This window comes from Streptomyces sp. NBC_00289 (assembly GCF_041435115.1).
Lineage (GTDB): Bacteria > Actinomycetota > Actinomycetes > Streptomycetales > Streptomycetaceae > Streptomyces.
The window spans coordinates 113,012-137,172 of sequence record NZ_CP108047.1; the positions used below are offsets into that span (position 1 = coordinate 113,012).

Annotated in this window: 18 protein-coding genes and 3 pseudogenes; 11 read left to right on the plus strand and 10 right to left on the minus strand. The window is 65.9% G+C overall.

Annotation, left to right across the window (positions count from 1 at the left end; translation table 11 throughout):
* Window positions 1-10: 10 nt before the first annotated feature.
* The 3 genes and pseudogenes from OG985_RS49340 to OG985_RS49350 form a co-directional block, all read right to left on the minus strand.
* Window positions 11-250, minus strand: a pseudogene (locus OG985_RS49340) (transposase); the annotation flags it as partial.
* Between the two features lie 21 nt (window positions 251-271).
* Window positions 272-517 carry a hypothetical protein gene (locus OG985_RS49345; RefSeq protein ID WP_331719112.1) on the minus strand — a complete coding sequence of 82 codons (246 nt, stop codon included), beginning with the start codon at window positions 515-517 and terminating at the stop codon, window positions 272-274.
* Window positions 518-801: 284 nt separating this feature from the next.
* On the minus strand, window positions 802-1,407 hold the full coding sequence (locus tag OG985_RS49350) for a recombinase family protein (RefSeq protein WP_331719113.1): 606 nt from the start codon (window positions 1,405-1,407) through the stop codon (window positions 802-804).
* A gap of 315 nt (window positions 1,408-1,722) precedes the next feature.
* Between OG985_RS49350 and OG985_RS49355 the strand changes: the two genes are divergently transcribed.
* Window positions 1,723-3,084: a hypothetical protein gene (locus OG985_RS49355; RefSeq protein WP_331719114.1), complete on the plus strand. Its 1,362-nt coding sequence runs from the start codon at window positions 1,723-1,725 to the stop codon at window positions 3,082-3,084.
* 124 nt (window positions 3,085-3,208) lie between these two features.
* Here the strand turns inward: OG985_RS49355 and ssb are convergent, their stop codons facing one another.
* Window positions 3,209-3,700 (minus strand): single-stranded DNA-binding protein, encoded by a 492-nt coding sequence (gene ssb / locus OG985_RS49360; RefSeq protein WP_331719115.1) that lies wholly within the window; start codon window positions 3,698-3,700, stop codon window positions 3,209-3,211.
* A 138-nt stretch (window positions 3,701-3,838) separates the two neighbouring features.
* Between ssb and OG985_RS49365 the strand changes: the two genes are divergently transcribed.
* The 3 genes from OG985_RS49365 to OG985_RS49375 all read left to right on the plus strand — a co-directional run bounded on the left by OG985_RS49365 (window position 3,839) and on the right by OG985_RS49375 (window position 4,935).
* Window positions 3,839-4,054 (plus strand): helix-turn-helix domain-containing protein, encoded by a 216-nt coding sequence (locus tag OG985_RS49365; RefSeq protein WP_331719116.1) that lies wholly within the window; start codon window positions 3,839-3,841, stop codon window positions 4,052-4,054.
* Between the two features lie 384 nt (window positions 4,055-4,438).
* Complete coding sequence (locus OG985_RS49370; RefSeq protein ID WP_331719117.1) at window positions 4,439-4,630, plus strand: hypothetical protein; 192 nt, start codon at window positions 4,439-4,441, stop codon at window positions 4,628-4,630.
* Window positions 4,631-4,692: 62 nt separating this feature from the next.
* Window positions 4,693-4,935, plus strand: a complete 243-nt coding sequence (locus OG985_RS49375; protein ID WP_371674769.1) for a hypothetical protein — start codon at window positions 4,693-4,695, stop codon at window positions 4,933-4,935.
* Window positions 4,936-4,984: 49 nt separating this feature from the next.
* Here the strand turns inward: OG985_RS49375 and OG985_RS49380 are convergent.
* A pseudogene (locus OG985_RS49380) lies at window positions 4,985-5,656 on the minus strand (IS6 family transposase).
* Window positions 5,657-6,242: 586 nt separating this feature from the next.
* Here OG985_RS49380 and OG985_RS49385 point away from each other — a divergent pair.
* Window positions 6,243-6,583 (plus strand): annotated as a pseudogene (locus tag OG985_RS49385) (DDE-type integrase/transposase/recombinase); the annotation flags it as partial.
* Between the two features lie 201 nt (window positions 6,584-6,784).
* Here the strand turns inward: OG985_RS49385 and OG985_RS49390 are convergent.
* The 4 genes from OG985_RS49390 to OG985_RS49405 all read right to left on the minus strand — a co-directional run bounded on the left by OG985_RS49390 (window position 6,785) and on the right by OG985_RS49405 (window position 12,352).
* Window positions 6,785-7,573: a GNAT family N-acetyltransferase gene (locus OG985_RS49390; RefSeq protein WP_371674770.1), complete on the minus strand. Its 789-nt coding sequence runs from the start codon at window positions 7,571-7,573 to the stop codon at window positions 6,785-6,787.
* Between the two features lie 1,366 nt (window positions 7,574-8,939).
* Window positions 8,940-9,197, minus strand: coding sequence for a hypothetical protein (locus OG985_RS49395; protein ID WP_331719120.1), 258 nt, complete (start codon window positions 9,195-9,197; stop codon window positions 8,940-8,942).
* Window positions 9,198-9,261: 64 nt separating this feature from the next.
* Window positions 9,262-10,905, minus strand: a complete 1,644-nt coding sequence (locus tag OG985_RS49400) for an IS1182 family transposase (protein ID WP_371666440.1) — start codon at window positions 10,903-10,905, stop codon at window positions 9,262-9,264.
* A gap of 136 nt (window positions 10,906-11,041) precedes the next feature.
* Window positions 11,042-12,352 carry an IS1634 family transposase gene (locus OG985_RS49405; protein WP_371674771.1) on the minus strand — a complete coding sequence of 437 codons (1,311 nt, stop codon included), beginning with the start codon at window positions 12,350-12,352 and terminating at the stop codon, window positions 11,042-11,044.
* 340 nt (window positions 12,353-12,692) lie between these two features.
* Here OG985_RS49405 and OG985_RS49410 point away from each other — a divergent pair, with 340 nt between their 5' ends.
* Complete coding sequence (locus OG985_RS49410; RefSeq protein WP_331719137.1) at window positions 12,693-13,925, plus strand: saccharopine dehydrogenase C-terminal domain-containing protein; 1,233 nt, start codon at window positions 12,693-12,695, stop codon at window positions 13,923-13,925.
* Between the two features lie 108 nt (window positions 13,926-14,033).
* Window positions 14,034-15,542 (plus strand): APC family permease, encoded by a 1,509-nt coding sequence (locus tag OG985_RS49415; RefSeq protein ID WP_331719123.1) that lies wholly within the window; start codon window positions 14,034-14,036, stop codon window positions 15,540-15,542.
* 35 nt (window positions 15,543-15,577) lie between these two features.
* Here the strand turns inward: OG985_RS49415 and OG985_RS49420 are convergent, their stop codons facing one another.
* A complete protein-coding gene (locus OG985_RS49420) occupies window positions 15,578-15,772 on the minus strand; it encodes a hypothetical protein (protein WP_371674772.1) in 195 nt (64 codons plus the stop codon).
* A 1,345-nt stretch (window positions 15,773-17,117) separates the two neighbouring features.
* Here OG985_RS49420 and lanL point away from each other — a divergent pair.
* The 4 genes from lanL to OG985_RS49440 all read left to right on the plus strand — a co-directional run bounded on the left by lanL (window position 17,118) and on the right by OG985_RS49440 (window position 24,120).
* Window positions 17,118-19,874: a class IV lanthionine synthetase LanL gene (gene lanL, locus OG985_RS49425; protein ID WP_331719124.1), complete on the plus strand. Its 2,757-nt coding sequence runs from the start codon at window positions 17,118-17,120 to the stop codon at window positions 19,872-19,874.
* A gap of 772 nt (window positions 19,875-20,646) precedes the next feature.
* Window positions 20,647-21,690, plus strand: coding sequence for an alpha/beta hydrolase family protein (locus OG985_RS49430; RefSeq protein ID WP_371674773.1), 1,044 nt, complete (start codon window positions 20,647-20,649; stop codon window positions 21,688-21,690).
* 63 nt (window positions 21,691-21,753) lie between these two features.
* Window positions 21,754-21,972 carry an ALQxL family class IV lanthipeptide gene (locus OG985_RS49435; protein ID WP_371674774.1) on the plus strand — a complete coding sequence of 73 codons (219 nt, stop codon included), beginning with the start codon at window positions 21,754-21,756 and terminating at the stop codon, window positions 21,970-21,972.
* Window positions 21,973-22,065: 93 nt separating this feature from the next.
* Complete coding sequence (locus OG985_RS49440) at window positions 22,066-24,120, plus strand: ABC transporter ATP-binding protein (RefSeq protein ID WP_371674775.1); 2,055 nt, start codon at window positions 22,066-22,068, stop codon at window positions 24,118-24,120.
* Window positions 24,121-24,161: the final 41 nt, after the last annotated feature.

The window sequence follows — 24,161 nt, forward strand, 5'->3', positions numbered from 1 at the left end:
CGTGACACCAGAACGCCAGCCGGACCACGTCGTAGCCAGCGTCGAGGACGATGAGGACCGGCAGATCGCCGTCCTTCCAGTGTCCGACCGCGCGCAGCCGCTCGACCACCTCGCGCAGCTGCTCGGCGGTCACCGCGGTCTCGTCGTCGCATGGCCCGATCCGGACCGCATCCAGCAGCGCGGTCCGGGACGTGCGGCCCGGCTCCAGGGCGGCGACGACGGAGTACGGCCAGCCGGGGATCATCTGGGCCGAGCCTCCCGGTGAGGCGGGCTATCGGGTGCGGGGTCCGCCGTGCAGGAGCAGGATGGCTACCGCTGCGCCGGCGGTCGCCGCGCTGAGCAGTGACGCCCACATTCTGCCGGTGACGGCGACGGTCACCACGGCGACCGGTACGGCGGTGCCGAGCGAGGTCGCGACCGCCCAAGTGCGGTCCAGTGCGTCCCGGTCCGTGACCGTGATCAGGACCAGGGCCGCCAGCCACACCCCGGCGATCAGCACCGCACCGAACGTCAACATCGCCACTTCCCGCCGAAGCCACACCAGGCGTCGGAGGTCAGAGAGACCATCCGTCATTCGTGCGAAATCGTAACAAAATGCTACATCTTTGCATGTGTCGGCCACCGTCGGCGGGCCCGGTCAACATTCCGGGATTGCCGCAGCGCTCGCCCTCTCTGGCGGCCATCCGGATACGCCGATGTTTCCTCGAGGTGACCCGAGGGTCTTCCCAGAGACCTCGACCCGCGCAGTGAACCGGCCCGAGCCGGAGGCCGCCGCTGGGCGGAGCGCGGACGGGCCGCTGATCAGCTTCCTTTTTCGCACTGATTCGCGATGGTTCCTTCGCGATGTTTGCGTAGTTCTCGGTACAGTGTGGAGCGGCTGATGCCGAGGTCGGCGGCAACCTGTTCGGGGATCGCACCGTCCTTGATTCGCTGGGCCGCTCCGGCGCGTGTAGTGGCGTTCAGCTTCACCGGGCGGCCAGTCGGCAGACCGCGGGCCTGCTTGGCGGCGCGGGCTCCGGCGGCGCGCTCCAGCATGTAGATCCGTTCCATCTGGGCGAACATCGCCAGCAGAGCGATGGCCATGTCGGTGCCGGGTCCGGGGTCGCTGGTGTCAACGGTGAGCTTGTCGCCGAGGGTACGGAGAAAGATGCCGCGTTCGGTGAGGTCGTGAACGAGGTTGAGGGTCTCACGCATGTTGCGGCCCAGCCGGTCCAGGGTGAGTACATTGATCCGGTCGCCGGGCCGCGCAAAAGCGAGCAGTGCGGTCAGGCCCTCGCGGTCCATGTTCGCGCCGGTGCGCTTGTCGACGTAGATGTGCTCTTCGGCGACTGCGGCAGCGTGCATGGCGTCGATCTGTCGGGCGAGGTCCTGCGCGGTGGTGCTGACTCTGCAATATGCGAGATCCATGCCGGCCACTGTCCCATAACTTGAGGCTATGGCACGGCTTCTGACACTTCGTTGTTGCTTGTGACACCAGCGGAACCAGCGCTCAGCCCCCACGGCATGCGACGGGTCGAGCGCCGTGGGGCTGGCTGTTCGTCGTCGAGCCTCAAAGGGTTGATCAGCTCTGATCCGTCCCTGCCGCTGCCGCCCGCGGCATAGAATCTCGTTCCGTTATAGGGGTGGCCAGGGGCGGGGGTCTCTGCCGGGTCCGGCAGCGCCGGGTACCGGGCGGATCTGCCCTGTCCTCGGCCGCCGTTCCTCTCGTGTGAAGGCCCCGCCATGCCCCCGGTCTCCCGCAGTCGCAAGCCCAAGAAGAATCGCCAGAACAGTGGCGAGAGGCGTTCGGGTAATCCCGCATCGGCCAGGAATGTCCCGGCACCGCGGGAGTGGTCCGGCCTCGGTTCGGGCAATCCGTTCGCACGCCCTTCCGACCTGTCGTTCCTGCAGCAGCTCGCGCAGGAACAGCCGGCGAGGCTCGACTGGTTCGGGCCTTCTTTCTCGGTGCTCCTGGACGAGGCCGAGGTGCTGCTTGGCGCCGAAGGCCCGCGTCGACTGGAGGACATGACGGCCGGTCTGCTGGGGGCGCGTGTGCACGAAGCCGTCCAGGAAGGGCGCTCTCTCGCGCTCGGTGACTGGATCGGCGGGCTGATCGACGCGGCGGAGGAGCGGGTTCGAGAGCGCCTGGTTTCTGGTGTGCCCGGTGGTCAGGCGGCCCTGCTCCTGCTGTACGGGCTGTCGTCGGTGGGCTCGCCGGCGATCGCGCGGGCGGCCCTGGATGCGGTGTCCAGGCTGCGTCCGGTGGTGCGCGGTTCGCGGGTGGCGTCGGATCTGCCGCCGTGGCGGGATGCGGTGGCGAAGCCGCGGATGACCGGGGACATGTGGATGCTGCGTGATGTGTACGGCTCACGTCTCGGCATCATCGCGGCCACGGTCTACCCGGACAATACGGACCCGGCCGTCTACCTTTTCGACATCGACGCCTGCGGCTTCGTCGTCCTCGCCAGCGGCGGCACGTACGACGCTGCGGAGCAGGCCGCTGCGGCCTGGCGTACCGCGGTCGGTACAGCGGCTGCCGGAGCCGTGCCTGAGCCGCTCGCCCAGGCCGGGACGGAGGCGCTGCGCTGCCTGACCGAGGTGGACCTGACCGAGATGACTATTTTCGGGACGGAGCCGCGGGCGGTGTGGGACGAGTGGTTCCGGGCACTGCGGCGTATCCACGATGTCTCCGCCGCCCTGGAGCGGCGGGGACATTCACTGCCCGCCGCCCTCAACCTGTACCACGACGTCGACATTACCCCGACGCTGGACGCGTTCACCGCGTGGCTGCAGCAGCGGCAGAGCGAGACGGTCGATGAGGAGATCGTGGAAGCACTGGTCGGCGAGTGGCTGGGGGGTGTCCTGCCGGACACCGCGGACTCGGTGTCACCGCACCGGATCAACCACAATCTCAGGTTGATCGACGATTGGGATTCCAGCCACCCGGTCACGATCGGTGTCAAGCGGCTGCTGCCGCACTGGGTGAACTTCCTCGCATGGCGGTCGGGTATTCCCCAGGCCGCGGCCGACACGGCTCTGGCGACCCTGGCCGAGGTGTCCGCAGGCGGGCACCGGGCCGGGGAACACTGCCCCGGGGTGCACTGAGACCTGACGGCCGTCCGGGGCCACCCGGACGGCCGGGGGAAAATGCCGCGACGCTCATCGCGTCCGCGGGCCGCGCAGGGACTCCGCGGTCGCCGCCAGGGGTGTGTCTCCTCACAGGGCCTGGTCAGAAGGGAGGGTCGCTTGAGGGGATATCGGTGGCGGTGTCCTGGGCGGGAGGGACGGTCGCAGGGCGGTTGCGGCTCGCGGTGGCCCAGGGGTCGTCGGGTGCCGTCTCACGGGGCGCGATGGCGCGCGTGGTGCGGGCGATGGTGACCGTGGCGAACGTCATCGAGGCGCCGACATCGTCGACGTCCATCACCATACGGGAGCGCTTCTCGCCCTCAGGGGTCTCCCACCGGTCGGTCCGCAGCCGGCCGGCGACCACCACGCGCGCGCCCTTGGTCAGCGACTCGGCGAGGTTCTCGGCCAGTTGGCGCCACGCGCTGCAGTCCAAGAAGGTGGGTTCGCCGTCCCGCCAGCTGTTGGTGTCGCGGTCGAAGGTACGGGGAGTGGAGGCCACGGTGAACCGGGCCACCGGTACTGAGGCGGAGGTGAACCGCAGCTCGGGATCGTCAACGAGGTTCCCGATCACCGTCAACGGAAGGTCATTACGCATGCATGAAGCCTGCCACGTCCCTGCGACGTGCTCGGGGGCTTCGCACCAAGTAGATAACGCAGCCCTCGCACTGGCCACCGACCGCCGACCCACGCGATCATGGGGTATCCATCGTTCTCACTGGGGAGGAATCCGCTGATGACCCGCAAGTCTCCGGCCCGCAGGCTGGTACCGGGCCCCGAGCGTGACCGAGTCGCCGCAGAGCTTAAGGCGAGGTACGAGGCGGGCGCCTCGATCCGAGCGCTGGCGCAGGAGGCCGACCGTTCCTACGGCGGGGTGCATCGCCTGCTGGCCGATGCCGGAGTGACTTTCCGCTCACGCGGTGGCGCGACGCGAGGGGGCTCGGCTTCGTAATCCCGCTGCCGCCGCACCGCACCAAGAGCGGTGCCCTGCTCGGTGCCAACGGCCCCGGAAGCAAAGACCCCTTCGGGCTCTGGGGCGGTCCGGACACAGAGCCCGAGGCGGAAGGAGGGCGGCCGGACGTCGCACCGCCGGGCCCGTCCAGTTCTGCCTGAGCGCTCTCGGTGACGTCACCGAGAGCGCCTTCGGCCGCTTCCGTATCGCGGCCAGGGGTACGGGGCGGTGCCCAGGACAACACTGCCCCGCCGTGCGAGCGGGGCGATCACCGGCCCGTGCCCGCCGTCAGCCCCGCGCCGACCCGGGTTCCACCCCTGCCGATCATGTGATTTAAGGTGAGCGCCGTCACAGCACCAGAAGCGATGGGGAGGGGCAGGGCGGGTGGCGTTCCTGACCGACGAACAGCGCCGCAGCTACGGCACGTTCACCGCCGTGCCGGACGACGGGCAGCTGGCCGGGTACTTCCTGCTGGACGGCTCCTACTCCTACGCGCCCGGTGGGCCAAGCATCGCGTCGAGTTCTGCCGCCTGGTCGGCAAGATCCCCGACGCCTTCGAGGCCCTGGCAGCGGTGATGAACGAACATGAGGGCGCCTTGGGCGAGTTGGAGGACACCCTCAGGCAGGGAAACGGGCCGGTGCGCCTGAACGACGTGGGCGAGCTGGTGATCTCGCCACTGACGGCGGAGGACATCCCGTCCGAGGCCGAAGACCTGCACGGCGAGCTGGAGCGGATGCTCCCTCGCGCGCCGATCGCCTCGGTACTGGTGGAGCTGGACCGCGCGACCGGCTTCCTGGTGAGGTGCTCGCCTGGACCGCCGAGTGGTACATGGGGGCTGAGGAACATCCGTGTCGGTGTTGGTCACGTTGGTGGGGTGTGATGGGTTGATGGCGTGTCAGGGTGTGGTGGGGGCGTGCGTCGGCCTCTGGTCAGGCCGCGGTGGCCAGGCCGGTGGTGCCGGTGATCTGGTCCCAGATGGTGAAGCGGATGGTCATCTCGAGGCGGTGTTCGGGAGCGGTCATCAGGTGGCGGCGGGGTCGGAAGTGGGGTGAGATGCCGCTGAACGCGGACAGGAACCGTTGCGCCCCGCCCGGGGAGCGGAAGCCCTTCATGGCGCGCTCGCGCTGCCGGGTTGGCTGGTGGGAGTTCTCGGCCCGGTTGTTCAGCCCCTTGTGACTGCGGTGCTCGACCGAGCGCATCAGCCGGCGGTGGGCGGCGCCGTAGGAGCGGAGCTTGTCGGTCACCAGCACCCTGGGCACGCGGCGATGCTTCTTCATCAGCTTGGCCATGAACCGCTTGGCGGCCTTGGTGTCCCGCTTGGATTGGACCAGGATGTCGAGGACGTTGCCGTCCTGGTCTACGGCCCGCCACAGGTACTGCCGCTCGCCGTTGACCTTGATGAAGACCTCGTCGAGATGCCATTTGTCGCCGGCCCGCGGCCGGCGGCGGCGCAGAGAGTCGGCGTAGGCCTGCCCGAACTTCACGCATCAGCGGCGCACGGTCTCGTAGGAGACGATCACGCCGCGGGCGAGCATCAGCTCCTCCACCTCGCGGAAACTCAGCGGAAACCGGAAGTACAGCCACACGCAGTGGGAGATGATCTCCGCCGGGTACCGATGACCCCTGTATGACGGCGACGCGCTCCCACGGCAAGACCCTCCCCAGCGTGACCAACCCCAAGATCATCTCATGCCGGTCAGAACAACGTGACACCGTCCAGGGTGTTGCCGTAGTTGCCCATGTAGCCCTCGTACTCGGAACCGGTGGGGCGTCAGGCTCGCGCTCGGGGTCGCGGTGCACACTTCCTCCTCACCGACGCGCAAGGAGATGGGTTCACCGCCGGTGCCGTCCGGGGTGGTCCACCAGGTGAGGGTGATCTCGTCGTCGATGAGATCGCTGAGTTCGTAGTCCTCGTCGTCCAAGAAGGCGTCACCGCCCTCGCCGCGGTCCTCTTCCTCTGCATCCTCTTCGTCGCCGTAGTAGTCGTAGGGGTGTCGTCTGACACCGGGGCCGGGTATGGCTTCGACCGCGCCGCGCCTGCTGCGGGGTGTGCCGGGCCACGCACGTGTTGTTGCCGGTCAGCGCTGTGTGGCGGCGGGCGGACCTGGCGGTGGTGATCGGGGCGGCGCTGGAGGCGAAGGCGGGCGGGGCCGGGCACCGGGCGATCGCGCAGGGGCTGGGCCGTCCAAGCAGCGCCCGGTGCCTCGGGTTATGGTCACCGACAAGCTGAAGAGCTACGGCACCGCCCACCGCCGTCTGATGCCCTCGGTCGAGCACCGCTCCCACAAAGGCCTGATCAACCGGGCCGAGACAGCCACCAGCCCACCCGCCAGCGCGAACGCGCCATGAAAGGCTTCCGCTCCGCAGGTAGAACCCAACGGTTCCTGTCCGTGTTCAGCCAGATCTCACCCCACTTCAGGCCCCGCCGCCACCTTCTGACCGCACCCGACTACCGAGCCGAGATGAGACACCGCTTCACCACCTGGAACGAGATCACCGGCGCCACCGGCATGCCCGCCATGGCCTGAGCACGGTGCCGCCACGGCCCCACCACACCCTGACACACCCTCACCCAGCCAACTCACCAACAACTTGACAGCGCCTTCGGCAGGGCCGGACGGCCCGATGCCCGTCGTGTGTGCGCCAGTTGGAGCACGGTGAGCTCTGCATGTGAGCCGTACCCGGCTGTGCACGTACGTGAGCTCATACACAGAGGTGGCGCGAGCACGTCACAGGCGTCGTTGGTAGACGGTGAGGGTGTCGAGGGGGAGGAAGCCCGCGCCGGCGAGGAGGCGTGCGGCGGGGATGTCGCCGTCGGGAGCATCGGCGGTGAGGTGGTGGGCGCCGTGCCCGGCCGCGTGGTGGAGACACTGGCCGAGGAGGCGGGTGGCGATGCCCTGGCGGCGGTGGGAGTGGCGCACGGCGAGCTGCCACAGGACGGCCATGTCGGCGGTTTCGGGGGTGGGGGCGCGCAGGATCGCGGTGGCGATGTGGCGGCCGTCGGTGTCGGTGAGTTTCAGCTGCCAGCCCGGCGGGTCGGCGATCGGGGTGACGTCGGCCAGGGGATACACCGGCGGGGCGGGCGGGGCGGTGGCGAGGTCGCGGAGGAAGTACCGCTGGGCGGAGGCCGGGGAGAAACCGGCAGCGGTCAGGGCGCGGGCGGTGACGGTGCGGTGCTCGACGGGCAGGCCGGGGATGCCGGTGGCGGTGGCCGAGCCGGTACATGCATACAGCGTCCGCTGGCCCAGATGGGCCCGGGCCACCGTCAGGAGCGCGGTGACGATCTCGAAGTCCTCCCTGCCGTGCAGCTGCACGATCAGCCCGGCCCCGTCGGCAGGCCGCGCTCCCGCATCCACCATCCCGGCCACTTCGCCATGAGCGTTGCACACGACGAGGATTTCTGCCTCACGCAGCCGCTTTGCGGGCTTCAGCGGGAACTGGCGGCTGGGATGATGCTGTCCGGGCAGCCAGTCGGCGTCGATCAGCGCCACCACGGCGGCGTGATCGTCCGGGCTCATGGGGCGGACGGTCAGCCCACTCCCGTCCGGCAACCGAACCGGCATGTTCACGTCCATGGGGCCCACTCCCTTGACACAGGCCGCACAGCCCAGTCCAGCACACCCTTCCCGGAGCCGCAGCGCCTCAGGCACATCTCCTTCCCCGGCGCGCAGCTCTCTACGGAGGAGTCGCCCCGCCCGCCCAGCTCGGTCGGCATGGCCGGGACGGGGCGACTCCCATGGCTGACAGCCTTGCCGTAGCTGCCCGGGACAGCCGGGAGCGCCGGCGGCTGCATCCACGTGACACTACCGGACGGAATAGTTGGGAATGCGCTGTATGTTCTCCTTGACGTGAGCCGTATCCCTCTGCCGCGCCCTTCCCGCCCGCACCGGCCGGACGCCTACCAGATCTATCTGTGCCGGCGCTGCCGCGACTGGGGCACCCTCGTGGCTCCTGACGGCCACGGCCTGGTCCCGTGCCCGGACTGCCAGCAGAAAAACCCCGCCCCAGACGCAACCAGCCCCGGTCCGACAGAGCCCCTCGAATGAAACGAGGGCCAGGCCGGACCGCTTTCCCCAGAAGCCGTATCTCAACCGAACGTGATCGTTGACTTTTCGCTGGTCAGGTACGCTGAGCTGCGGAAACACCGACGGACACGCCCGGGCGGCGTGTCACTAGGTGCTGACGTTCTCCCAGGTCAGCGCCCTGCGGGCGCTCATCTACCTTACGGCGTCGTCACATTGCCCGGCGAGAGTACTCCTGGGTTCCGCAGAAGTCGGCTCGTCTAGAGACACAAAGTGGGCGATGACCTGCAACTTCACCGCTTCCTGTCCGAATCGTCCGTGTCTCTAGGCGCTGGCATTCTCGCTGGTCAGGGAGCTGGCGAGGCGGACACCCTTCCCCGACAATGCCACAAGAACTGAGGGTGTTTCATTACTCTTCGCCCTTTTATGGGCCCGCCTCGGCGCAGCGTGACGGGGCTCGAAGCGCGCTACGTGATCGGGTAGCGTGGTGGCAACGCCCCAGCATCAAGGGCCCACTTGGCGGTCGTCACCGCGCTGACCAGCGAGAATGCCAGCGCCTAGGGACACGCCTTCTCTCCATGACTTACTGCATCCTCCCTGGTCAGCCCGCATCTTGTGACTCTAGGTGGCAGGAATTCTGCGGAACCCAGGGTACTGGGTGCCCATGACGGGTGTAGCGGTTCCGTGATCCACTTCCCGCGAAGTTATGGGCAGCTTTGCCCGCGTTTGCCACCCGGGTTCGGTCACGCTTTCCGACCTGATCGGGCGCACAGCTCAGCTCGCCGACCTGCGGCGATAGGACCGCCTAGCCCCATCCTCCGCACGTCACTGGTCTGAGTGACGTCTGTCGGGCTGGGGCTGGTCAGGACAGGTTGATTTCCAGCAGGTCGAGGAGGTGCAGCTGCACGCCGCGGGTGATGTGGAGCACTTGGGGCGTGCAGTTGCCGGGGCTGGTGGCCAGGTCGAGTTCACCGAGGTGGTAAAAGATCATGCGGGCGGTGGGGCGTTCGCGGCGGTTGTCCGGGTAGAGGCCGGTCATCCTGCCGTCCGGGCTGCCGTCGCGTTCCAGGGCTCGGCGTACCTGCCGTTCGATCAGGCTGTAGACCAGCAGCGCGAGCATGAGTACGTGCAGCAGTGCGGCGATGCGTTTGTTGCCGTGCAGGACCCTGATGGTTAATTCGGGGTCAAGCCGCGAGGGCGAGTTCGAGGCGGGCGAGGTGGCTGGTCCTGGTCCGGTCCATGGGGTGGCCGTTCCACCAGGCGTGGAGTCGGATGAGGTTGAGAGCGACGGCCGAGTAGACGTGCTCGAGGTGCGTCCGGGCCAGGCCGCGGTAGCGGGCACGGCGGGTGCCGGTGACCGCGACGGCCTGGCGGATGGTGCCCTCGACGCCTGCTCGTCGTCGGTATTCGTGCTGCCAGTCACGGGTGGCCTGGGCGAGGCGGGCGGTGTGCTGGAGCTCGTGGAGTTGGCGGGGCAGGACGGTGAGCTGCCGGTATCCGGCCTTCGAGGTGGTGCACCGGCCCCGGGCCGGGCACGGCTGGCAGGTGGTCTTGGCGAACTTGATGACCACGGCGTCGGTGCCGCGCTGGGTGCAGGGGCTCCAGGACGAGCTGGTGCGGCCCTGCGGGCAGACGGCGTTCTGCTGTTCGAAGTCGATGGCGAACGCGGCCCGGTCGTAGCCGGCACCGGCTCTGGCCTGGGGCGAGCAGTCGCCCAACAGCGGGCTGATCAGCACGGTGCCGAAGTCCTTGAGCGAGGAGGCGACAAGCGCCGCGGAGGGATAGCCGGAGTCGACGTAGTGCTCGCCCGGAGCCAGTTTCCGGCCGGCCAGGGTCTGGTGGATCGGCTCGGTCATCGACGCGTCCGGCACGGTGGCATCGGTCGTGGCCACGTTCGTGACCAGGTTCGGGGCGCGGTTGTCGCCATCATCGTCGTCACAGGTCTCGGACAGGTGGATCTTGTATCCCAGCCAGAACAAGTCCTCGCCCTTGGCCGCCCAGCGGGCGTCGGTGTCGTACGGAGAGCCGAGACGGACTCTGGCCGGCGGGAGACCGTCCTCGTCCGCCGCCCGCCGCCGCACCTCCCGTCCTCTGGGGGTGTCGGTGACCTGGTAGTTCTGCACCAGTACGGTCCGCAAGACCTGCACCGCGGGCAGCTCGCGCAGCCATCCCGGCACGTCGGCGCGGTAGACCGCTTCCAGCAGTGTGACCGCATCCGTTCCGAACGCGACGGCCAGGTCGGCGCGCTTGGACGCGGTGACGGGCAGCCGCCAGGAATCGACCCGGGCCGCATAACGCCTGGACCATGGTTCGACGTCCACGACCGTGGCGAGCCAGCCCGGTGCCGCGGCCGCAAGCGCCTCCAGCACGGCCCGCACACTCTCACCGGCCAACTCCAGGCGGTTCATGTCCCGCACCGCGCTGATCACGTGAGTGGAGTCTGTCCGCTGCTTCCCGCCCGGCTTGACCAGGCCCTTCTCCTTCAACGCGGCCAGCAGCAGGTCCAAGGCCCGCTCCTCCAGGCCGTGCTCGACCACCCGGGTGCGGAACTCCGACAACACCGACGCGTCGAACCCCTCGTCCGCCAGGCCGAGCCCGAGCGCGTATTTCCAGGTGAGGTCCTTGCGGGCGGCATCGGCGGCCTGCCGGTCGGTGAGGTTCTCCGCCATCTGCAGCACCGTGACCAGCGCCAGCAGGCCCGGCGAGAGTGCCGGTCGGCCCCGTGCACCGAACGCACCGGAGAACTCCGTGTCCGGGAACACCTCGGGCAACTGGTCCCGGATCGCCACCGCGAGCGGCGGCTCCTTACGCGCGTATATCTTCCGCACCGCCGCAGCGATCTCCGGCGACGGTTCCGGCCACGACCGCGGCGACATCGACAAAACGAGCCCCTCCCCGGCCGGACCCTCCCGGCACAGGAGGAACCTGCCCACCCACTCCCACCAGCACCCTCAGCCGCACGAATTAACCATCAGGGTCGTGCAGGAAGACCGGCGCCACGGCCAGGGGGCCCTTGAGTTCGCTGTAGCGGCGCTCGACCTGGGGCTGGCCCTTGTAAGCCAGGAACACCGCGGCGGCGTCGGCTTTCACGGGCTCCTGGTTGGTGACCAGGGCGTACCAGCCGTCGGCGTTGGCCTGCGTGTCGAGCACGTCCTGGTCGAAGTGCCAGATGAGGGCTGGCTTCCCGTCGGGGCCGTCGTTGATGTGGGTGCGCAGGCAGTCGGTGACGCGCCGCTTGGCGGCGATCACCCCGATCTTCGCGGAGACTTTGTCGCGGGTCGGGTAGTAGCGGCCGCCGGCCAGCCGCGCCAGCTTGTCCAGGTCTTCACGGGCCTTGGAAAGGCGCTTGTCGCGGGCCTTGGCCTGAGCGAGAGCGTTGCCGGCGCTGTAGACCAGGATGCGGCGCACGGTGATCGGCGGGTCGCTTCTGCGCTTGCCGGTCAGGGTGTGGGTGTCTTCCAGGACCCGGTAGTCGGGGCGGTCCATAGTGGGGCGGTCGGCCACACGCAGCGGGATGTACTCGACTCGCTCCGCACTCTCGGGGTCGAGGGCGGCGAACACCGCCGTGTCGGTGGCCGAGGCCGCGAGCGGTGCGATGAACTCGACCTGCGCGCCGGACAGCGCGGTGAGGTTGTCGTAGGAGACCAGTTTGCTGTCCCCGATCATCAGGAAGCGCTTGACGGCGGCGGTCTTCTGGAACCGCGCTATCGCCGAGACCACTTGGGTGATCTCGCCGGTCTGGCCGGAGATTGCCGTGGCCAGCAGCGGGACCGCCCCGTCCGCGCTGACCCCCAGGCCGGCCTGGATCTGCTTGAGGTCCACCCGCCGGTCCTTCGGGTGCCCGTAGGCGACCTTGGGATAGTCCGGGTCCTGGTCGTCGGAGTCGAAGGCCCCTGTCAGCGACATCGAGGTCATATCCCAGTGCAAGGTGGCGGTGTCGATCCCGAACTCGCAGATCGCCCGGGCGGCGATCGATCCGGTGATCGCGTCCAGGCGCGGGGCGATCGCGTCCAGGGCGCGGCCGAGCCGGTCGTCGTTGAGCAGCCCGGGATCGAGCTCCATGACCTCCTTGACCGCCCAGGTCCGGGCCCAGTCCTCCACACGGACCAAAGGCCGGGGGCTGGTGAGCCGGTTGGCGACCAGGGCCTCGATTACCTCGCCGTGCGTGGCCAGCGCCAGATCGCGCACCGGACACAGCCCATCGACGGTCTGGGCCACCTGCAGTCGATGCAGAAACTCCGCGACTACGGGCAGAGCGCCCAGACGCTTGGTCACCACCTGGGTCACCACCGCGCGCATGCGCAGCGGGCCACGCTCACGCCGGACAGCGACACGGCGGGCAGGAGGCGGAGTCATCAACATGCTCAGACAACACCGACACCCCGCCCACCGTCACGGCCCACCAGCGGATTCAACCGATACCGCTACGTGCGGAGGATGGGCCTAGCGACACGGGCATCACCGGCATCCCGCACGTCTATGCTGGTCAAGGGGTAAGCAGTGTCACTAGCGTCAGCTCATCTGTGGAACCCCGGATCGACGGCGGGGCGACCAGTTCACTTCTCTGCTGGATCACCACATGCCGACTCAGGGCCGTGGCCGCATCATCGGGAACATGCGGATTCTCATGGTGGGCGCGGGTGGTGTGGGTACGGCGATCACGAAGATCGCTGCCCGTCGCCCCTTCTTCGAGCACATGGTCGTCGCCGACTACGACCCGGCGCGATCAGAGGCGGCCGTAGCCGCCCTGGGGGCGGACGGGCGCCGGTTCCATCCGACAAGGGTCGATGCCTCGGACGTGGCGGCCGTGCGGGCGGCTCTGGCCGAGCACCGCTGCGAGGTCCTGCTCAACGCCACCGACCCCCGGTTTGTCATGCCGCTCTTCGAGGCCGCGCTCGCCGAGCGCGTCCACTACCTCGACATGGCCATGTCCCTGTCCAGGCCGCACCTCTCACGCCCGTACGAGGAGTGCGGCGTGAAGCTCGGCGACGAGCAGTTCGCCCAGACGGTTGATTGGGAGGCGGCGGATCGGCTCGCTCTCGTGGGCATGGGTGTGGAACCGGGCCTCGCGGACGTTTTCGCCCGCTACGCGGCGGACGAGCTCTTCGACGAGATCGAGGAGATCGGCATCCGTGACGGCGCCAACCTGGTTGTCGAGGGCTACGACTTCGCCCCGACCTTCAGCATCTGGACGACGATCGAGGAGTGCCTGAATCCTCCCGTCGTCTACGAGGAGGGCCGCGGCTGGTTCACCACGGCGCCGTTCAGCGAGCCGGAGGTCTTCGACTTCCCCGAGGGTATCGGCCCGGTGGAGTGCGTGAACGTCGAGCACGAAGAGGTGCTGCTGGTCCCGCGGTGGCTGAAGGCCCGGCGGGTCACGTTCAAGTACGGACTCGGCGACGAGTTCATCGGCGTCCTGCGAACCCTGCACAAACTCGGTCTCGACCGGACGGAGCCCGTGAGCGTCGACAGCGCGGCGGGCGGCGGCGCGGGCAAGGTCGCGGTCTCGCCGAGGAACGTAGTCGCCGCCTGCCTGCCCGACCCGGCGGGCCTCGGCGACCGCATGCACGGCAAGACGTGCGCCGGCACCTGGGTGAAGGGAACCAGGGACGGGCGGCCCCGTGAGGTGTACCTGTACCACGTGGTCGACAACCAGTGGTCGATGCGCGAGTACGGCTCCCAGGCCGTGGTGTGGCAGACCGCGATCAACCCCGTCGTCGCCCTCGAACTCATCGCCTCCGGAGCCTGGCAGGGCCGCGGCGTCCTGGGCCCCGAGGCGATGCCCCCGCAGCCCTTCCTCGATCTCCTCACGGCCTACGAGGCACCGTGGGGCATACGCGAACAGTGACCACTCCACGCGCCGCCGGGCCGCTCCTGCATGCAGGCCCGGTCAGGCCTCCCTACGATACGCGTATGTCTCGCCTGCGCTGGCCGGCTCGACGGGAGCGAGGGAAACATGACCGCCGAGGATGCCGCGCCTGCCGCGCGACCCGCAAGTCTGAAGGCCAACGCGATCGGGTTCGTGGACGCGCTCGTCATCGGGCTCAACGCTACCTCCCCCGCCTACTCGCTGGCGGCCGTGATCGGCCCGGTGGTGGCGCTGGTCGGGATCTACGCACCCGGCGTCATGGTCGCGTCCTTCGTGCCGATGCTCTTCATCGCGTCGGCGTTCTACTACCTGAACAAGGTCGACCAGGACTGCGGCACGACCTTCTCCTGGGTCACCCGCGCCATGGGCCCGTGGGCCGGCTGGCTCGGCGGATGGGCCATCACGATGACCGGAGTCCTGGTCGTCGGCTCGCTCGCCGACGTGGCCGTCAGCTTCGCCCTGCTCGCCTTCGGCCTCGACAGTTGGGTGGACAACACCTTCGTCCGCCAGCTGATCACCGTACTACTCATCCTCGTCATGACAGCTGTGTGCGTCATCGGCACCGAGCTGTCGGCCAAGGTGCAGAACGCCCTCATCCTGGCCCAGGTCGCCTGCCTGCTGATCTTCGTGGGCGTGGCCCTCTACGCCGTCTACAACGGCACCAGCAAATACGACGCGGTGGAACCCGCCTTCAGCTGGCTGAACCCGTTCGGCGCAGGCGGTACGGCACTCACCGGCGGGCTGCTGCTAGGCGTCTTCATCTACTGGGGCTGGGAGGCAGCGGTCAACCTCACCGAAGAGGTCGAGGACTCCGCGACCGCCCCGGGCAAAGCAGGGCTCTGGTCGACCGTCATCCTGCTCGTGACCTACGTGTCCGTGGGCTTCGCCGTCGTGGCGTACGCCGGACCGACCTTCCTGGCCGAGAACGCCGACGAAGAGGAGTTCATCTTCGCCCAGCTCGCCACGGACGTCCTCGGCGGCTGGGACTGGATCCTGCTGCTGGCCGTCTCCACCTCCGCCATCGCCTCCACCCAGACGACGATCATCCCGGCCTCGCGCACCGCGCTGTCCATGGCCCGCCGCCGGGCACTGCCCGCCCACTACGGGCACATCAGCCCCCGGTTCCGCACGCCCGACGTGAGCACCTGGTGGGTCACCGGCATCGCCATCGCCTGGTACATCGCGGTGAGCCAGATCAGCGACAACGCCCTCTTCGACTCACTCACCGCGCTCTCCCTGCTCATCGCCTTCTACTACGCACTCACAGGCCTCGCCTGCGCGGCCTACTACCGCCGCCACCTCTTCGAGAGCGTCCACAACTTCATGTTCATCGGGCTCGGCCCGCTGGTCGGTACCGGACTGCTCACCTGGCTCCTGGTGCGGTCGGTCGCCGACATGTCCGACCCGGAGAACTCGTACAGCGGCACCTCGTGGTTCGGCCTCGGCCCTCCCCTCGTGATCGGCATCGGAATCACCCTCGCCGGAGTGATCATCATGGTCGTGTGGCGGCTGCGGGCCCCCACGTTCTGGCGGGAGCGCCCGAGCGTGGTGGACCCCGCCCTGGTTCACGCCGACGGCCCCCGCAAGAAATCCTGAGTAGGGCGTTGTCATCTCTGAAGGGGTGAGGCTGGTCAAGTGCTGGTGGTGTCCGGGTTGTTGCCGGTGCGGGTTGGTTTCCGGGCAGGGGCGGATTGCGGCGCGGGGTTGGGCTGTGGCGCCGGGGGCGGTGATGTGGAGTTGGGTGTCTCGCCCCAGTGGGTGTGGTCGTGGCGGTGCAGATCCATGCCCACGATCTGCCGTCCGCCGTAGTCTGGTCGATGGTCCATCTCAGGGGCCTCCTGCCTGTGGACGGTCGTACTACTTCCTTCTGGACCGAGCATCGTCCGCACCCGGCGGCCCTGGCCGCCTCATCCCGGGGTTCCACAGAAGTCGGCTCGCCTAGAGACACGAGCTGTGCTGTGACCTGCACCTTCAGTTTGTCTGCCTGAATTGTCCGTGTCCCTAGGCGTAGACGTCTTCGCTGGTCAGGGCGCCAGCAGGGTAGCCGCAGTCCCTCGACAATTCCGCAAAAACACGGGGTTATTCATGCCGAATTGCCCCTTCTGTGACCCGCTTCAGTGGAGTGTGGCGGGGACTCGAAGAGCGCTACGTGATCGGGTAGCGTTGCAGCAACGCCCCTGCCTCAAGGAGCTCTTGGCGATCCTCGGAGCGCTGGCCAGCGAGAATGCCCGCGCATAGGGACACGCCGTTTCGCTATGCTTTGCCGCATCTCCCCAGGTCAGCCAGCATATTGTGACTCTAGGTGACGGACGTTCTGTGGAACCCGGGTCATCCGCCGTGACCAGATGCACCCGCCGGGTGCCGTCCTCAAGCCGCTCGACCCGGTGTACGGACACCCCGGCCAGATCCAGCAACAACGTCGTATCGTTGACCACGCCCGTGGCTCCCCAGATGATCGTTCTTCTGCCTCAAGAACAGAAATGATCACCCAAGTACCACGGGCGTCCTGCATCCAGGACCGACAACCACTCCACTCATCACGGACTGTGACGGGAAGTCAGTACGTACTCCGACACGCACCGCTTAACTTCGAAGACCCGGATTTTCCCGGCCGCGGGGCGGGCCCGCCAGGGCCCGGGATGACTTCGTTGCGTCCGGTCGCGCGCCCTCCCGACATCGTCACACTGCCAACACTGCCGTGACCTGCACACTCACGAAATCACCGCGACTTTGCAATCGCCCTGACTGACCGCCTGCGGCGTCACCCCAAGCACCACAGCGACCTCGCTCTACCGCATCCGTTGTAAGAGATCCGCCGAATGCACACGCCGCCACTCCAGCTCAACTGGGCCCAAAAGTCGACGAGTTCGAGTCCCCATACATCCCGCATGCCGAACGTGACCAAAATATCAAACACTCCTCAAAGATCAGTAGGACTACACTGCCGTGACCGTAAGTATTAATTACTCAATTGAGCAGGGTGGGATTTGGGCATAGTGAAGGCGCTACCCCAAAATTCCTACCCGGGCCTGCGTCATGCACATTTGATGACACTTGACCAAATACATTTGGGGCAGGCTGGCCTTTCAGTCCCGAGCCACGCAAACTCCCACCCGACATCCGGGCAGGCCGCCACTCGACCAGCGGCAGATCCGGTGAGTGAGGTAAATCATGACGCAACAGCAAGAATCTGCCGAATCGAAAGCCAATACCGATTCGCTTTTGCTTGATGTGGTTCAGGCAGTTTTGGGGCGAAATGACGGTGGCCACGCCTACACAGTAAGACAAGAGCGCTTCTGGTGTTCCGCTACGCCTAGATGGTTTGCCCCTCGGACGCAGGGGTGGAAGCTGCATGTGTCCGCGACGCCATTGTCGGCACCGATCATACTGGGGCGCGTAAGCGAGCTTCTTGTGCGGCGTGGGTGCGCCTTCAAGTTTGCAGGGAATCTACAGCGCGTGGTGGAGCAGGTATCGGTGAACTACAGTCGCGGCGGCGGAGGCAAGTTCATCACCGTCTACCCCGAAGATGATGAGCAGTTTCGTCAGGTCGCCTCAGAACTTGATTTCGCAGTCAACGGCTTGCCTGGCCCGAGAATATTGTCCGACCGGCAATTGCGGCCGGGCAGTCTGATTCACTACAGATACGGCGTTTTCAGCGCCGAGGATCAGCTTACTAACGATGGCGCTTTCGAGTCGATGCTGACAGCGCCGGACGGCTTGCATTTGAGCGATCAGCGGCTTCCGTGGTTCAGTCCCCCAACATGGGCACCCTCACCATTCCTCGACGAACAGATGGTGGTGCCCACTGCGCCGGAGGCGGTCACTCTGCATGGCCGATTTGCAGCACAGAGAGCACTTAAACAGGCTAACAAAGGCGGCGTTTATCTGGCGGTTGATGAGCATGTCGGCACTCAGGTCGTCATAAAGCAGGCCCGTGCGCACGTATGCGCTCGCTTTGATGGTACCGACATCCGTGACACACTACGTCACGAAGCGGCCATGCTGGATGAGTTCGCTCCATTGGGAATCGCACCTGCCAAAGTTGCTCTATTCGAGCAACAGAACGACTTGTTCCTCGTTGAGGAATATGTGCCCGGTGTTAAATTGCGCCGCTGGGTTACCGAGTCACTTATCAAGCCGGGCGGACAGTCATGGCGGCAGGCTGTGTCCATGATCGGAGATTTGGTGGAGCTGCTGGCTACCGCGCACAGGACCGGTCTGGTATTGCGGGATTTCAATCCCAACAATGTCATGGTGCTCCCTAATGATGAAGTACGGCTGATCGATCTGGAACACGCGGTGAAGCCTGGCGTAGAAGTAACCTCCGTGGAGACTGCCGGATATGCGGCCCCCGAGGCCACGGAGAGTGCGCATGGTCCGGCTCCGGAGCAGTCGGCGGATCTTTTCAGCCTCGGTGCGACTATCTTCTATGTCATCACTGGAGTCGATCCGTCTCTGGTCGCTGACCACCCCAGAGAGCGCTCGATCCAAAGTCGGTTGGACCACCTGGCGTCCGCCATGGAAGCCGCTCACCCCGCCCTATCCAGGTTCGTGCCGCTCATTCGTGGACTGATGACGGATAACCCACAGAACCGTTGGGAAGTACCACAGGTCCGTGCATTTCTGACGAAGCTTCCGAAATCCCTGCCCGCCACAGCATCAGCACGTTCCAGGAAAAGGACTGGAGCACCTCACCTATCCGGTGAGGTTCAAGACCGGTTGCTCTCAGACGGTCTGACTCATGCGGTGCGCACCATGACCCCTGATGCTAATTGGCTATGGCCTGCGTCATTCTCAGGGATGACGGCGGACCCTTGTAATGTGCAGCACGGTGCTGCTGGCGTGCTGGCCGTTTTGACCCGCGCAGCGCAGGCTTACGGCAAGGAATCTCTGCATGATTCGGTCCGCGAGGTCGCGGCTTGGGTTGACGAGCGAGCTTACGTAATTCCCCGACTGCTTCCCGGGCTTTATTTCGGGCGGTCGGGCACAGCGTGGGCGCTGCACGATGCGGCCAGTTATCTGGGTGACCAACCTATGGTTGAACGGGCCATAGAACTGGCCAAGCAGATTCCGGTAAAATGGGACAATCCCGATGTCTGCCATGGACTCGCGGGCGCCGGTCTGGCGCATCTACACCTGTGGCGAGCGACCGGAGACTGTGAACTATACGAACGGGCGCTGGCGTATGCGGATGCCGTATACGCTGCCGCCGAGGTTCATGAAGGCCTGGCGCTGTGGCCCATCCCTGCCGATTTCGATTCCGCGCTAGCCGGCACCGCCCAGTACGGATTCGCTCACGGCGCTGCGGGCGTAGGAGCGTTCATGCTCGCTGCGGCTGTTGCGAGTGGCCAGGAGAAGTATCTGCAGGCTGCCCTAGCCGCCGGAAGAACTTTGGAGCAAGCGGCCGATGTGGAGCAGGGCGCCGCGTGGTGGCCATCTGGAGACAAGGGAGATGACTCACGCCTGCCGCACTGGTGCAGTGGCTCCGCCGGTGTGGGCACGTTTTTGATCCGCTTGTGGCAGGCTACCGGCGAGCAGCGTTGGCTAGGCCTGGCACAAGGGGCTGCCCATGCAGTCATGCAGAACTTGTGGCATACCACGCCTTCTGCCTGTCACGGCCTGGCGGGTCGGGGCGAGTTTCTCCTCGACATGGCGCAGTTGACAGGTGAGGCTCATTACCGGGGCCAGGCAGAAGAGGTCGCCGCGATTCTCGAACCGCGTCATGCCTTGCGTGATGGGCTCATGGTACTGGGCGATGAGAGTGGGCGCGATGTTACTTTGGGTTACAACACGGGATTGAGTGGCGTTCTGGGTTTCTTGCTTCGGCTCCAAGATGGGGGCCAGCGTTGGTGGATGGCCGACGCCGACATGCCGAAGACGGTTCCTGTCCAGCAGACCACATTGATCGCTCTGCCCGGAGCACGGTAATTTCATGTTCTCCCACGCCAAAGAAGTGGTGGGAACGGGTGATAAAGGTGGCCTGGAGCGCACTGTGGTGTGGGGCACTGGATTCGCCTTCTCAGATACAGCCTTGCGTGCCGTGTGGCAGAGCAGTGATTTCCGCACCAATGCCCTGGAGACTTGGGCGTGGACTGACCAGGGGGCACGCCGCGCTGCGATAGCTGTCCCAGGGCTGACGGCAAGCATTCGGGGGCTATTGCCGTTGAGCGACGGACGAACACTGGTCGTGCGCGCTCTCAATGACCGATGGCAACTCGCTCTTCTGCCGCAGGCCAACTCGCTGGGGCGGGAGCAGCATGTAGGCGATCTTGCTGTCCGTCACGTGAGGCTTCTTCCCATACCAACTCCCCATGCCCTTGCAATGGCTGCGAGTGTGGATGATGCGAGCCGGGTTACGCTGTGGTTGGTTCGCGACACCGAACCTTGCCTGACAGCTCAGCTGGTTCTCCCTCCGGACACGGAGCTTCCCGGGAACCCTTCCTGGCTTGACACCACCGGCCAGCTCTTGGGCTGCAACCAGGCCCATGCAGGACGAGTCCGCCCCGTAGTGGCTGATCTGAGGAATGGAATCGTCGCTCCGCTACCGGGCTGCCCGTCCGGTAGCGACTACCGTATCGCTCATACCAGCCGAGTGGGGGGTTGCGCCCTGCTCATGAGGAGTGACTTTGCAGGAACGACTGGGATGGCATGGGCGGATTCCAAGGGTGTGAGGGATGTTCATTTCCCTACACCAACTGCGGTGGAAGGCATCGCCACCCCGCTCGCCGTGGACCCGATTGGCCGCCGGATAGCCCTGAAGGTTGACCATGGAGCCGCATCTCAACTCTTGGTCTACCGCAATGATGGTGACGGCGCAGACCTGGTTGACACTCCACCAGGGATTCTCCATTCGATTGCCCGGTGGAGTGATCACGGCCTGCATCTGGTCCATTCCTCCCCAGCCCAGCGAGCCGATATCGCAACTGTCACCTTCACCCCCACCCCGACGTGGCATACGCCCGCGGCCAATCCGGCCGATACAGGGGAACCTCTGGCGCACTCGGAGTGGATGGACGGGCCGGCCGGGCCAATTGAGACCGTTGTGTATGGCGGTCGGAATTGGCGTCAGGCCCCCTATTTGCTGATGGCCTTGCACGGCGGTCCACACCAGGCCTGGCGCCTGGATTTCAATCCGTTCTTTCAGCGTTTGACTTCCGCCGGTATCACCGTCGTGGCGCCAAACCAACGCGGGAGTAGCGGCTACAGCCTTGAGCACCGGGACGCTATCCGCGGCAATTGGGGCGGCCCGGATTTGGAGGATGTCTGCTATCTGGCCCAAACCCTTGCCGCAGAGCGTCGCCCCATCGCTGAAGCATCACTACTGCTTTTCGGGGTGAGCTACGGCGCATTCCTTGCCCTGCGCGCCATCACGCGGCTCCCGGAATTGTGGGCCCGCTGTGCACTCGTCGCCCCTTTTTCTTCAGTGGCGAGCCTATATGCTGACGCTAGCGCCGGGGTGCGTGAATTCTTGCGGACTTCGGAGGCATCCGACCACGTCAACCAGCCATTCCAAGCCTCTCCTGCAACGGCACTTCGCAAGTTCCCACAAGTGCTCATATTGCACGGAAAGGATGATCCGATGATACCTGTCACCCAGGGCCGGAAGATCCGAACCAGCCTACTGCGTGCCAACGGCCATAGGTCCAGTGGCCTCGAGTACCTGGAAGTTCCTGGAGGTCATGACGTGCTTTCTCCCTCACCCGATCTCCAGGAACATATCGTCCACTTCCTGCAAGCAAAGTGACGACTGAGACCCCTTAGGCATTCCCGCCTGAGGTCAGAAAAAAATTCACACAAGGATAAGCCCATGGAACTTAATATTGATGCACTCCAGATGCTCCCTGTGGATGATCCTCGAGCCGACCAACCCATCGGACTCCAAGGTTGTGAAGGCACATGCGTCTTCACTGCGAACACCGGAAACAACACTCTCCAATCATCATGCGGGTGCACCTACGTGTGCACAGAGGCCGGGTGCGCCAGCGTCTACGGCAACTGCAGCCACGTCGGTACATGCATATGCTAACTCGCAGTAAAGGTCGGATGTCATCAGCGGGCAGTTAAAAACTGCCTGTTGAAGCCGTTCAGTTGAGCCCCTGAACGTGAAGGAGGCAGCGAAATGGCGTTCGTGCTCGCAGTTTCACGCTGCGAGCACGAAACCTTGCCGTGCCGCCAACGTAAAAGGCCGGATGGTGTTCATAACCTGACGCGAAGGGACCCAATAGATCTCGCTATGAGACGATCCCCATTCACCTCATTCCGCAAGGGAAGCCGCTGGCGCCACGAACCCACCCTTCCTACTCTGGATCCTCTGTTCGGGGCGGGGATCCAGTTCACCGACGGGTGGTCACGGCACGGCTTCGAAGGCCTGAAAATCGGGTTCTGGGCGATGATCCGTCGCATTCCGCGTCTAGTCGCATTCGCCGTGACCACTGGGTGGCGGGCCGACCCGATCGCACTCCCCATCGTGGTGATCGCACAGTTACTGCAAGGACTGGTGACCGCCTCCGGGCTTGTCGCAGCCAACCAGGTATTGGTGGGCCTACTGGCCGCAGGGCCTACTTCGCAGCGCCTAAGGTCGGCGTTGCCCGCACTACTGGTCATGGCAACCGTCGGCGTTGCCGGATCTCTGCTACGGGCAGTCACCGTGGCAGGGCTGGGGAGGCTGGCGCCTAAAGTGGAGCGCTTGAGCGAAGAGGAGCTGCTCAAGCGCACGACACATGTGGAGCTGGCCACGATCGAAGACAGTGAATTTCACCGTCTGCTGTCCTCGGCGCGGATGGCGGTGCCCTCTACCCGGCAGCTGCTTACCGGGAGCCTGAGCGTGCTGAACTCACTGATGAGCCTGGTCGGGGCAGCCGGGGTGATGGGTGCCCTTCATCCAATCCTCCTGCCGCTGCTGATCGGCACGGTAGTGCCAGCAGGCTGGAGAGCGGTATGCGTCGCCCGCGACCAGCACGCTTCGACCAAGCGCTGGCTGGACCACACCCGCCAGCAGAACGTCCTGACGGGATTGCTGACTGAACGCGGTGCCGCCGCGGAGGAACTGCGGGTCCACGGACTAGCTGAATTCTTTCTCGCGCACCATCGACGTCTGGCAGGTGCGCACGTGCTGGAACGGTCTCGGCTCAGCCGTGCGGAGGCGTTTGGCGGTCTCCTCTCCGATGCGCTGTCGGGACTTGCCCGTGGCGCGACTTACGTCGCGCTCGGCATGCTCCTGATTTCCGGGACCATGCCCCTTGCTGTGGCCAGCACTGCGGTCATTGCAGTACGCACCGCGACGTCCAACCTCACTGCTGTCCTCACCCAAATCAACCAGCTATACGAACACGGACTATTCATCACTGACTACCACAAGGCGCTAGAACAGGCTGAGAGCCACAAGATCCCCACAGAAGGACTACCTGTCCCCTATTCTCCGACCGAAATCCGCCTCCGTGGAGTCCGTTTCGCCTACTCCCCCAATACGCAGCCTGCAGTGGACGGTGTGGATCTCGACATCCGGCGCGGCGAGGTGGTGGCTTTGGTCGGCGCCAACGGTAGCGGAAAGACCACGCTGGCACGCCTGATCGCTGGACTGCATCTACCCCAGCACGGCACAATCAGCTGGGATGGCATTGACGCACGCGACCTGGACCGAGCCTCGCTGTTTTCACACATTGCCGTCATCGGCCAAGATTTCAAACAGTGGCCCGTGACCGCCCGAGTCAACGTCACTCTCGGCCGCACCGATGCCCCGAACCCCGAGGAGCGGCTGGCCCAGGCGGCCGCACTTTCCGGTGCGGAGCAGCTCACAGCAGATTTGCCAGACGGCTGGGACACCTTGCTGGCCCGGGAGTTCTACGGCGGAGTCAATCTCTCAGGCGGTCAATGGCAGCGCCTGGCTCTTGCCCGGGCACGCTACCGTCAGGCACACATCCTCATCTGCGACGAGCCCACCGCCGCTCTCGACCCCAAGGCCGAGGCCGAAACCTTTGACAAGCTCATGGGCCTTGCAGATGAAGGCCGCACCGTAGTCCTGATCACCCACCGGCTCGCATCGGTGCGCCGTGCTGACCGCATTTACGTCCTCGCTCATGGCCACATCGCCGAGCACGGCACTCACGACCAACTCATTGCAGCCGGAGGCCTGTTCGCCGACATGTACGAAACTCAGCGTCGCCAGTTCGCATGACTCCCCAACCTTTGCGTGGCCAGCGACCCACGGTCCACCTG

Bases quoted from the DNA above. Each gene is read 5' to 3' on its own strand.
- OG985_RS49345 (WP_331719112.1), bottom strand. From the start codon at position 517: ATGTTGACGTTCGGTGCGGTGCTGATCGCCGGGGTGTGGCTGGCGGCC.
- OG985_RS49350 (WP_331719113.1), bottom strand. From the start codon at position 1,407: ATGGATCTCGCATATTGCAGAGTCAGCACCACCGCGCAGGACCTCGCC.
- OG985_RS49355 (WP_331719114.1), top strand. From the start codon at position 1,723: ATGCCCCCGGTCTCCCGCAGTCGCAAGCCCAAGAAGAATCGCCAGAAC.
- ssb (WP_331719115.1), bottom strand. From the start codon at position 3,700: ATGCGTAATGACCTTCCGTTGACGGTGATCGGGAACCTCGTTGACGAT.
- OG985_RS49365 (WP_331719116.1), top strand. From the start codon at position 3,839: ATGACCCGCAAGTCTCCGGCCCGCAGGCTGGTACCGGGCCCCGAGCGT.
- OG985_RS49390 (WP_371674770.1), bottom strand. From the start codon at position 7,573: ATGAGCCCGGACGATCACGCCGCCGTGGTGGCGCTGATCGACGCCGAC.
- OG985_RS49395 (WP_331719120.1), bottom strand. From the start codon at position 9,197: ATGCTCGCGCTGCTGGTCTACAGCCTGATCGAACGGCAGGTACGCCGA.
- OG985_RS49410 (WP_331719137.1), top strand. From the start codon at position 12,693: ATGCGGATTCTCATGGTGGGCGCGGGTGGTGTGGGTACGGCGATCACG.
- OG985_RS49415 (WP_331719123.1), top strand. From the start codon at position 14,034: ATGACCGCCGAGGATGCCGCGCCTGCCGCGCGACCCGCAAGTCTGAAG.
- OG985_RS49420 (WP_371674772.1), bottom strand. From the start codon at position 15,772: ATGGACCATCGACCAGACTACGGCGGACGGCAGATCGTGGGCATGGAT.
- lanL (WP_331719124.1), top strand. From the start codon at position 17,118: ATGACGCAACAGCAAGAATCTGCCGAATCGAAAGCCAATACCGATTCG.
- OG985_RS49435 (WP_371674774.1), top strand. From the start codon at position 21,754: ATGGAACTTAATATTGATGCACTCCAGATGCTCCCTGTGGATGATCCT.
- OG985_RS49440 (WP_371674775.1), top strand. From the start codon at position 22,066: ATGGCGTTCGTGCTCGCAGTTTCACGCTGCGAGCACGAAACCTTGCCG.